The sequence below is a fragment of the uncultured Campylobacter sp. genome, assembly GCF_937949835.1.
GTDB lineage: Bacteria > Campylobacterota > Campylobacteria > Campylobacterales > Campylobacteraceae > Campylobacter_B.
In genome coordinates this window covers 1-9,504 of the sequence record NZ_CALEDC010000013.1, presented here as the reverse complement: position 1 = coordinate 9,504, position 9,504 = coordinate 1, and the positions used below count along the sequence as shown (strand labels likewise).

At 50.0% G+C, this 9,504-nt stretch carries 13 protein-coding genes; 7 read left to right on the top strand and 6 right to left on the bottom strand.

Annotated features, from left to right (window positions below):
• The 6 genes from Q0256_RS00335 to Q0256_RS00310 form a co-directional block, all read right to left on the bottom strand.
• Nucleotides 1–308 (bottom strand): hypothetical protein (locus Q0256_RS00335; RefSeq protein ID WP_297958985.1); only part of this gene is annotated, 308 nt, incomplete at its 3' end.
• A gap of 116 nt (nt 309–424) precedes the next feature.
• Entirely contained in the window at nt 425–1,777 is a 1,353-nt protein-coding gene (locus Q0256_RS00330; RefSeq protein ID WP_297958983.1) for a coproporphyrinogen III oxidase family protein, read from the bottom strand.
• Nucleotides 1,778–1,846: 69 nt separating this feature from the next.
• Nucleotides 1,847–2,194, bottom strand: a complete 348-nt coding sequence (locus Q0256_RS00325; protein WP_297958981.1) for an AzlD domain-containing protein — start codon at nt 2,192–2,194, stop codon at nt 1,847–1,849.
• On the bottom strand, nt 2,194–2,952 hold the full coding sequence (locus tag Q0256_RS00320) for an AzlC family ABC transporter permease (RefSeq protein ID WP_297958979.1): 759 nt from the start codon (nt 2,950–2,952) through the stop codon (nt 2,194–2,196). Before Q0256_RS00320 ends, Q0256_RS00325 begins: the two co-directional genes overlap by 1 nt.
• 221 nt (nt 2,953–3,173) lie before the next feature.
• Complete coding sequence (locus tag Q0256_RS00315) at nt 3,174–3,827, bottom strand: inorganic phosphate transporter (protein WP_297958977.1); 654 nt, start codon at nt 3,825–3,827, stop codon at nt 3,174–3,176.
• Between the two features lie 17 nt (nt 3,828–3,844).
• Nucleotides 3,845–4,735 carry an inorganic phosphate transporter gene (locus tag Q0256_RS00310; RefSeq protein WP_297958975.1) on the bottom strand — a complete coding sequence of 297 codons (891 nt, stop codon included), beginning with the start codon at nt 4,733–4,735 and terminating at the stop codon, nt 3,845–3,847.
• Between the two features lie 173 nt (nt 4,736–4,908).
• On the opposite strand from Q0256_RS00310, the gene Q0256_RS00305 reads away from it, so the two are divergent.
• From Q0256_RS00305 to Q0256_RS00275, 7 genes are all read left to right on the top strand, one after another.
• Nucleotides 4,909–5,298, top strand: coding sequence for an NAD(P)H-quinone oxidoreductase subunit 3 (locus tag Q0256_RS00305; protein ID WP_005869774.1), 390 nt, complete (start codon nt 4,909–4,911; stop codon nt 5,296–5,298).
• Complete coding sequence (locus Q0256_RS00300) at nt 5,280–5,789, top strand: NADH-quinone oxidoreductase subunit B family protein (RefSeq protein WP_005869772.1); 510 nt, start codon at nt 5,280–5,282, stop codon at nt 5,787–5,789. Before Q0256_RS00305 ends, Q0256_RS00300 begins: the two co-directional genes overlap by 19 nt.
• Nucleotides 5,789–6,577, top strand: coding sequence for an NADH-quinone oxidoreductase subunit C (locus tag Q0256_RS00295; RefSeq protein ID WP_297958973.1), 789 nt, complete (start codon nt 5,789–5,791; stop codon nt 6,575–6,577). The genes Q0256_RS00300 and Q0256_RS00295 overlap by 1 nt, the downstream gene beginning before the upstream one ends.
• A complete protein-coding gene (nuoD, locus tag Q0256_RS00290; RefSeq protein ID WP_297958971.1) occupies nt 6,577–7,803 on the top strand; it encodes an NADH dehydrogenase (quinone) subunit D in 1,227 nt (408 codons plus the stop codon). The genes Q0256_RS00295 and nuoD overlap by 1 nt, the downstream gene beginning before the upstream one ends.
• Entirely contained in the window at nt 7,800–8,030 is a 231-nt protein-coding gene (locus Q0256_RS00285; protein WP_177386790.1) for an NADH-ubiquinone oxidoreductase subunit E family protein, read from the top strand. Before nuoD ends, Q0256_RS00285 begins: the two co-directional genes overlap by 4 nt.
• Nucleotides 8,027–8,734 (top strand): hypothetical protein, encoded by a 708-nt coding sequence (locus Q0256_RS00280; protein WP_297958969.1) that lies wholly within the window; start codon nt 8,027–8,029, stop codon nt 8,732–8,734. Before Q0256_RS00285 ends, Q0256_RS00280 begins: the two co-directional genes overlap by 4 nt.
• A gap of 1 nt (nt 8,735) precedes the next feature.
• The coding region (locus Q0256_RS00275) for a 2Fe-2S iron-sulfur cluster-binding protein (RefSeq protein ID WP_297958967.1) at nt 8,736–9,504 on the top strand (769 nt) is incomplete at its 3' end.

The window sequence follows — 9,504 nt, the reverse complement described above, 5'->3', positions numbered from 1 at the left end:
GTAATTATCTCCGATCTCGGGATATTTAAAAATTTGATAGCTTTTTCGTCCAGTTCGGATAACGGCTCCTCAAGATTAAATTTAGTTTTATAGTAATATAGCGAAAGATCTCTTTTATTGCCCTGCTCTATAAGCTGCATTATGCACTCATCGTTTGAATCGCCGGTTATATGGCGGTTTATCATCATAAACGGCTCGCAGCTTTTATGAAACGGGAAGCGGCCGAAGTTAAAAAGATTGCCGACGAGCTCAAATACAAGGACAAAAAACAGAAATAAAATGAATAGCTTGATCATTCTGCGTTTCATCGTGGCGTTTCCTAAATTTTGAAATCAAAAATTCGTTTGTGTTTTAATGCCGGACGGTATTTGCGCTCAAGTCGCGGGTGCGCCCAAGCGCTAGTAGCGGCGGCTGGGGGCAAAATTTACGACGCTATCTCGCTTTTTGCCGCGCCAGCTGCGGCGGATTCGTTTTCGTTCATAATGATGAGCTGTTTTGCGCGCTTAATCTTGGCGTCGTCGCGAAACGCCGCGCGCACTTTGTCCATGCCGGTGTAAAATTCCTTCATCAAAACAAGGCACAAGTATGCCCCAAATTCCGTCGTACGAATAATCTCGCCCTCGATCCGCACGGCTCCTGCAAGCCTCAGCAGGCTAAGCTCTCTGCCCAGTTCGCGGCGCAGGCTTAAATCGTTCGCGGCGTTAAATTTAGCGATATCGATCTCGCCGTTAAAAAGCTCGGTCAAAAAGAGGTATTTTGCGCGTTCGGATCTTCTAAAATCGCAGGTGGCGATGACGGTGCTTTCGTTTTTCTGCACCCTGCTTGCGTACTCTTCGAGATTGAACGCATTTACGAGCAGTCTGCCGCCTAGGAAACTAAACGCGCCGCTTCCGATGCCTACGTATTCGTGGTTTGTGCCTACATACTCGTCGTTGATGCTCGATTTTTTGCGAGCAAAAGCCCACGCGTTGCTGCGGTGCCAACTAGAAAATTCCTTGCAGATGATGGAGTAAAATTCCTCCTCGTGATCTACATTGCTAACGCCGAGGCTTCGCGCTATTTGATCGCGCATCAAAGGTGATTTCATCAGCGGATACAGCGTGATCTGCTCCGGTTTTACCGCCTTTGCCGCTTCGATGTCGCGAAGTAAAATTTCGCGAGTTTGAAATGGAAAGTTAAAGATCAGATCCAAGCTTAAAATCGGTAGAATTCCGACCGCTCGGGATAGCTTTTCTTGCAGAATTTCGCCCGAGCCGAATTTTGAGTAGCGCGAAGCTTTGCGTAAAATATCATCATCAAAGCTCTGCACTCCCACGCTTAGGCGATCTATTAGCCCGCGAAATCGCAGCAAGCTCTCAGGTTCGATGTGGTTGGGATCGCTCTCGCACGAGACCTCTTTGATGCTAAAAAGCGACTTTGCAAGCTCCAGCGTGCGCGCTAACTCCTCCTCGTCGATGAGCGTCGTACCGCCGCCGACATAAAGCGTCTCAAAGTCGTAGCCCGCGTCCTTCGTGCGCTGCATCTCTACGCGTAGTGCGCTAAAATACGCCTTGCACGCGCCGCGCTCGTAAGCATATTTATGAAAGGAGCAGTACGGGCAAAACGTGTGGCAAAAGGGCACGTGCATGTAGAGCATATATTTTTTATCGGGATTTGGAATTTTAGCGATATTTTCCTGCGTGATGTCGATTCTAAGGGAGTTGTATAGGGATTTTTGCATAGTTTCGGCGGCGTATTTTTTGGCGAAGCTATGCACCATTTGACTGATAAAATTCATAAAACTTTAACCTTTTTTAAACTTAAAAACTAATTTTTGAAGTTTATCGAAAACTAACTTATAAATTTATCAATAATTTAATAAAAAGCGCAGCGCCGCCATATACATTAGCGTAGGAAGCGCTATGGTAACGAGCGAATTGCGAAATTTAGCATGCACGACAAACGCCATAATCAGGCAAAATAGCAGCATTGCCGTTTGCAGCGCGTCCGCGCTGAAAGCTCGCTCGCCCGAAAAGCTAGGCAGCATCGTCTTAAGCGCATAGATCGTCAAAACGACCATTATCAAAAGGCCCGAGTTTTTCTGCAGATACGATAAGCTTGGACTCGCGGTCTTTTTCTTAAAAAGCAGCAGCGGCAAAAATCGCGTCAAAATCGTAGCGAGCGAGGCCAGAAAGATATAGGGCAAAATTTCCACTACCTGCTCCTTTTTAGGAATTTTCGCAGCCTGCGTCCCGTGCGCGAAGGTCGCTCGAAGTATTTACGAAAGAGCAGCAAAACCGCAGTGCCGAAAATCAGAGTGCCGAATAAAAAGTATTTTGTAGGAAAGATAAAAAGCCCCGCAAACGCGCAGGCAAAGCCCAGCAATAGCACTTTGTATTGCGGATTTGCTTTAAAAACCTCATAGGTTAGCATTGCAAAAAGCGCCGTCAGGCTAAACTCGACTCCGCTAAAATCAAGCTTCAAGCTTGCTCCCAAAACAGCCCCTACGACGACGCCCGCGACCCAGTAGGAATGATTTAAAACCGCGGTTAGATTATAGAGCAGATCAAGCTCTTTTAGCCTTTGCGGCGTTACGGGCTGTTCGCCGCTAAGCTCCTCGGGGCGCAAAAACGCGCGCGCTTTTAGCAGCGCAAAGGTTTCGTCGGTAAGAGCATATACGGCGTAAATTTTATGACGCACGAAGCGCAGCTCGTCCAGCAGCGACATCGTGTAGAAAAAATGGCGAAAATTTAGCAAAAATGCCACGACGAAGGTATCTACGAGCGAGGCGTGGGTTACGATGAAGGCGATCAGCACGAATTCCACGCTGCCTGCGTAGATCAGCAGTGAGGTTAGCGCCAGTGCCCATACGGGCAGGTCTTGGCTGATGCCGTAGATACCAAACGCCAGCCCCAGCGGCACGTAGCCCATCATCACGGCGAGGGTGGATCTGAAAATTTCTGCTTTACTCATAGCTTTCCTAAATTTAAAAGCGCGATTGTAGCTAAAATTTTATTAAATTTTACAGGGCATGTGGGCGAAATCTGTGCCGCCACTAGCGAGTTTTATGCGGTGTGCGGTCGCAAGAGGAGCTGCAAAATTTACTCGCTTCGGCGCCGTAAAATTTTAAAATTTAGCCTGCGTAGAATTTTGCGAAATTTTAAAATTTAAGGGAGCGGATCTTTAAATTTAGCCTAAAATACGTGGCGCAAAAGTACGAATGCAAACGCCGAAAGCAGCGCCGAGACGGGCAGGGTGATGATCCACGCTAGCCCGATCGGCTTCATCAGCGACCAGTTCGTGCTGTGATTTACCAAGCCGATGCCTAAAATCGCGCCGATTAGCACGTGGGTCGAGGAGATCGGCAGCCCCAGCACCGATGCCGCCATGACGACGACGGCGCTTGCGAGCTCGGCGCTAAAGCCCGAGGCTGGGTGGATTTTCGTAAGATTGGTGCCTACGGTGGCGATCACCTCTTTGCCGATGAACCAAAGCCCCGCTATGAGGGCTACTGCGAACATTATCATAATCTGCTGCGGCACGGGAGTGGAGGGATTGATACTATTCGTAGCCATCGTATCGATGATGGCGGCAAACGGACCTACGGCGTTTGCGATGTCGTTGCTGCCGTGCGAAAAGGCAAAGCCGCTAGCGGTGAGCACCTGCAGCCAGCTAAACATCAAAAACGCGGATTTGTTTAAATTTGAGCGGCGCAGGGTTTTAGCGAAAATAAACATCAAAAGCCAGGTAATCAGCGTCGACATACCGATGATGAGGTAGTTGTAAAAATTCGTAAGCCCGAAATTTAGATTATGCAGCCCCTTAAATATCAGCATCGCCGAGATCACGAAAGCTCCGATACCGGCTACGGCGGGGATCCCGTACTCTTGGGCCTTGTGGGATTTGAGCTTCTCTTTTTAGCGTCAAGCTCGATCACCTTTTTATAATACTCGCTATCCAGCTCGCTTGGGTCGAAATCGGGATCGCGCATCGCGTAAATATCGTGATTTAGCGCCTCTGCATAGGCGATCTTTTGAATGTCGTCCAGGGTCTCGAAGGTCTTTTTATGCAATTTGCGGAGGGATTTTTTTTCGCGCTTTATGCGGTCGATCTTTATTTGAGCGTAGCGGTTGTAATCCAAAATATAATGTTTGATAAGCCAGAAAATTCCAAAGGAGATCACTCCGCCCAAAATCGGCGAGAGTACCCAAGAGATCGCTATTTTGCCGATCTTATCCCACTGCACGAGCCACAATGCGGAAGTCTCTGCGGTATTAAGCAGGGCGCCTAGCGTAAGCCCCGAGCCCACGATACCGCCGATTATCGCATGAGTAGTAGATACGGGCAAGCCCTTTCTGCTGGCAAAAAGCAGCCACGCGCCCGCCGCAAAAAGCGCGCTCATCATTACGTAGATAAAATCCCTAGGATGCACGTCCATTTTGCTAAGATCGATTATGCCGCTGCGAATCGTCGAGGTTACTTCGCCGCCTGCTATTACCGCGCCGCTTGCTTCAAATACCGCTGCGATACAAAGGGCTTGCGCGATACTAAGGGTGCCGCTTCCGACGCTGGTGCCGAAGGAATTTGCCACATCGTTTCCGCCGATATTAAAGGCCATAAAGATGCCCAAAAATACCGAAACTAAAAATAGCATTTTATCGCCGCTTCCTATAAAACCGAATCCCCAGATAAGAAAATAGATTGTTACGCCGCAGAATATGCCGTAGAAAATGAGACTTATCTTGCTAGATTTCATAGCTCTCCCTTAAAATCCGCGAAATTTTACCACACGCGCCTTAATCCCCACTAAATCGCACGGGCGAGGTATATAAATTTTAATTTTAAAAGCGAATTTAGTGGCGCGCGCTAAGCTTTATTAAATCAATACTTCGTTACAATCCACATTAAATTTTAAAACCGAGGCGAAAAATGTCTAGAATTCCGCTGCAAAGCCCGTATTTCGGAATATTCGTAATGCTAATCCTAGCTTTTTGCGTTTTTTCGCTCATCGTTAAACTATCCTCTTTGGTAGGCTCGCGTTTGGCAGATAGACGCGACGAGCGGCTAAAGGGCGAAATTTACGAAAGCGGCCCCGAGGCCGTCAAACAGCCCAACCGAATGAACTCCCACTTTTTTTTGATAGCCGTGCTTTTCATACTTTTTGACGTCGAGATTATCTTTATGTTTCCGTGGGCGGTAAATTTTAAAATTTTAGGCGTGTTTGGGCTTGTAGAGATGGCGTTTTTCATCGTATTATTAGGCATCGGTTTCATCTACGCCTGGAAAAAAGGAGCGCTAAATTGGCAGAGCATAAGATAAACTACGCGCGCGAAAACGGGCTTCCCGTAGTTCTTACCACCGTCGATAAACTGATCGCGTGGGGCAGGAGCAACTCTTTGTGGGCGATGACGTACGGACTTGCGTGCTGTGCGATCGAGATGATGGCGGCGGGCGCGGGCAGATTTGACTTTGACCGCTTCGGCACGATATTTCGCGCAAGCGCCAAGCAATCGGATGTGATGATAATCGCAGGCACGCTTAGCAAAAAGCACGCCGAGTTTACGCGCCGCCTATACGACGCGATGCCCGAGCCCAAATGGGTCATCAGCATGGGCAGCTGCGCCAATACCGGAGGGATGTTTAATACCTACGCTACGGTGCAGGGCTGCGACCGCATAGTGCCCGTGGATATCTATCTGCCCGGATGCGCGCCGCGCCCCGAGACGCTGCAGTTTGCGATGATGGTGCTGCAAAAAAAGATCCGCACCCAAACCCCGCGCCGCGCGCAGAAAGCAAAAAGGCTGATCTGATGAGAAAATTTAATCCCAAAGGCGATCAGAGTAAAAAAAATTACTACAAAGATAGATTTTTCATTCCCGAGGAAACGCCTAAATCCAGCGTAAACGAAAGCGATTTTAAAGACGATCTAGACGCGCTTGAAGGCATCCAAATTTTAAACTCATACGTGGAATTTAACACTCTTGTGCTTTATGTAGAGCCTGCGCAAAATTTAGCGGCGCTGCGTGCGCTTAAGAGCGCGGGATATGAAATTTTATGCGAGCTAAGCGGCGTGGATTTTACCGAGGCTCGCGGCGGCATCGAGGTTTTTTATCAGCTTTTGGATATCAAAAGAGCGCGCCGCGCGCGGCTAAAGTGCTTCGTGCCGAATGAGAGCTTTTTGCAAAGCGCTGCGGGCATCTATAAAAGCGCGAACTGGGCGGAGCGCGAGCTATACGATATGATGGGCGTTTGGATAGAGGCTCATCCGAACTTGGCGCGCCTAATAATGCCCGATGATTGGTTCGGACACCCACTTTTGAAATCCTATCCGCTGCAAGGAGACGAGTTTGCCAAGTGGTACGAGGTGGATAAAATTTTTGGGGTCGGCGCACGTGAGCGGATCGGCGAAGAGAACCGAAATTCCGCATTCGTGAACGAAAAAGATACCTTTAACTTCGCGCGACTCTACCACGAGAGCGGTTACGGCGAGCCGCGCCCGCAAGAAAGAATTTTACAAGAATATCAAGAAGAGGGCGGCGTGCGCTTCGTAAAACGCGTTAAACGCGGAATTTACAAGATCATCACAAAGAGAAAATAATGCAAAATCCAAGCAAGCTAAGACCGTTTTTCGAAAACATCGAGTACGAGCGCGAGGGCGCGAATATGATCTTAAATTTCGGTCCGCAGCATCCAAGCGCGCACGGCCAGCTAAAGCTCGTGCTGGAGCTTGACGGCGAGCGCATCGTGCGAGCCCGCCCCGGCGTGGGCTACATGCACCGAGGCATCGAAAAGATGGCAGAAAATATGATCTACGCGGAGTTCGTCCCAGTAACAGATCGCATCGATTACATCGCATCGGGCTCGAACAACTACGGCTTTTGCGCCGCGGTCGAGAAGCTCTGCGGCATCGAAGTGCCGCGCCGCGCGCAGATCATCCGCACGATCCTATTGGAGCTTAATCGCATCAGCTCGCACCTTCTGTTTTTGGGTACGCACGCGCTTGATATCGGCGCGATGACGGTGTTTCTCTACTGCTTTCGCTCGCGCGAATACATACTCGATCTCATAGAGAAATACTGCGGCGCACGTCTTACGCACAATAATATCAAAATCGGCGGCGTGTTTTTGGATCTGCCTGCGGGCTGGATAGCAGAGATGTTGAAATTTTGCGACGAATTCCCTAGCGATATTAAAGAATTTGAAGATATGCTCGATACGAATAGAATTTGGCTAATGCGAACCGAGGGTGTGGGCGTGATCTCGCACGAAGACGCTCTTAGCTGCGGCTGTAGCGGCGTGACGCTCCGCGCTAGCGGGCATGCTTGGGATATCCGTAAAGAAGAGCCATACCTCATCTACGACGAGCTTGATTTCGACGTGCCGTATGCGAGCGAGGGCGACTGCTACGCGCGCTATAAGTGCTATATGGCGGAGATGCGCGAGAGCCTTAAAATTTTGCGCCAGTGCGCGAAGCACTATCCGCTGAGCGATCCGCAAATTTTAGCGATCGACCCCGCTTACGTAAATCCTAGCAAAGAGCAGATCATGACGCAAAACTACTCGCTGATGCAGCATTTTGTGCTGGTTACGCAAGGTTTACGCCCGCCGGCGGGCGAAATTTACGCCGCGAGCGAGAGTCCTAAGGGCGAGCTTGGATTTTATATTCGCTCGATGGGGCAAAGCCGCCCGTACCGCCTTAAGATCCGCACGCCGAGCTTTTGGCACTGCGCGATTTACGAAGAAATTTTACCCGGGCAGTATCTTGCCGACGCCGCGGCGATCATCGGCAGCACGAATATTATCTTAGGCGAGGTGGATCGATGAAACGCTACGATTTGAGGCATCTGGGCGATAAATTTTTAAACCGCATGGGCGAAATTTTAAAAAATTCCGCTCGCGGCGAGACGATGATCTTTATGTTTGAGATGGGCGATTTCAGCGCGGTTCAAAAAAGCGCCGATCTGGTGGAGGGGCTAAATTCCACGCTTTTAAGCTCGATTCGTTATAACCAAGTCGATTGGATGGTCGTCGCCAAAAAGGGGAGAGGATGAAAATTTTAAATTTCGCGTCGCTGCTTAGCCTGCAAAATCCCGCGCTTGCAGAAGATTTTAAGAGCGCTGAAATTTTAAGCGTATCGCCGCTGCAAGACCCGCATCTTCCGGGCGAGTTGATAAAATGCGAGATCGGCGCGCAAAGCTTCGTGCTGGCGCTAATCTGCGCTAGTTTTTGCGGCGAGCAATATTTTGCGGATCTGGATCTGGAGTATCTAAGCGGCGAAAGCAGCGTGGGCGAGGAGGAGATCGAGCAGATCGCGGAGTTTTTACGGGGAGGCTGCGACGCGCTTTTAATCGACGATGCGCTCATTAAAACTCATCCCGACGCCGAAAATATCAAAGCCTTTCTATCTCTCATAGCGGCGAAGTTTGGGGTTAAAATTTTAAGCTTACGCGGCGAGCGAGCGGATTTGGACGCGCAAGGGCGGGTAAATTTAAGCCCCCTTAAAGAGCCTGAGAATTTCGACGGCGCCGTGGTTTTCAAACACGATGCGGACGAGCGGCTCATCGGCGGAAGGTATTTTTGCATGGTCGCAAAGATCAAGGGCGGCGATCGCGTCCGCATCAAAACGCCGCACCTAAATTTGGAAAAAGAATTTATTTTGGATGAGGAGCTAAAGGGCACGATCGCGCTTTTGGGCTCGGGCGGGCAGGGCTTTGGCGGTTATAATTTCGAACTAGCCGAAATTTCTAAGGTTTAAAATGGCAAAGATCACGATCGACGGTAAAGCTTGCGAGTGCGACGAGGGCGAGTATATCTTGCAGGTCGCGCGTCGCTGCGGCGTTTTTATCCCTGCGCTTTGTTATCTAAGCGGCGGTACGCCGACGCTCGCATGCAGGCTTTGTATGGTCGAAGCGGACGGCAAGCGCGTCTATAGCTGCAATGCCAAAGCCAAAGACGGCATGGTCATTTACAGCCGTAGCCCAGAGATCGACGCCGAGCGCGAGGCGATCACGCAGGTTTATTGCATCAACCATCCGATGGCGTGCGGGGTTTGCGATCAAAGCGGCGAGTGCGAGCTTCAAAATTTAGCCCATCTGATGCGCACAAATACTCAAAGCTACGCTATCCGCGATACGGCGCGCGAGGTGCAGGATTGGGGGTATTTAAGCTACGATCCTAGCCTTTGTATCGTCTGCGAGCGCTGTATCACCGCCGCGAAGGACCGCTTGGGCGTAGATGCGTTTAAGCTCGTCCCGCGCGGCGGAGACGCGCTTAGTAAGGAGCAAAAGGACGCGATGCCCAAAGACGCCTACGCCGTGTGGAACAAGTTGCAAAAAAGCCTAATCGCGCGGGTAAATGAAAATGATGATTGCGTAAACTACGGCGAGAGCGCGGCGGTCTGCCCGACTGGAGCTCTGGTAGAGAGCGCGTTTAAATACGTTTCAAACGCCTGGGAGCTGCGTCAAATCCCCGCTTCCAACCCACACAGCAGCGATTGCGAACTACTTTATTACGAGATCAAGCGCC

Coding starts and splice junctions, on each gene's coding strand:
- Q0256_RS00330 (WP_297958983.1), bottom strand. CDS start 1,777: ATGAATTTTATCAGTCAAATGGTGCATAGCTTCGCCAAAAAATACGCC.
- Q0256_RS00320 (WP_297958979.1), bottom strand. CDS start 2,952: ATGAGTAAAGCAGAAATTTTCAGATCCACCCTCGCCGTGATGATGGGC.
- Q0256_RS00310 (WP_297958975.1), bottom strand. CDS start 4,735: ATGAAATCTAGCAAGATAAGTCTCATTTTCTACGGCATATTCTGCGGC.
- Q0256_RS00305 (WP_005869774.1), top strand. CDS start 4,909: ATGTCTAGAATTCCGCTGCAAAGCCCGTATTTCGGAATATTCGTAATG.
- Q0256_RS00295 (WP_297958973.1), top strand. CDS start 5,789: ATGAGAAAATTTAATCCCAAAGGCGATCAGAGTAAAAAAAATTACTAC.
- nuoD (WP_297958971.1), top strand. CDS start 6,577: ATGCAAAATCCAAGCAAGCTAAGACCGTTTTTCGAAAACATCGAGTAC.
- Q0256_RS00285 (WP_177386790.1), top strand. CDS start 7,800: ATGAAACGCTACGATTTGAGGCATCTGGGCGATAAATTTTTAAACCGC.
- Q0256_RS00280 (WP_297958969.1), top strand. CDS start 8,027: ATGAAAATTTTAAATTTCGCGTCGCTGCTTAGCCTGCAAAATCCCGCG.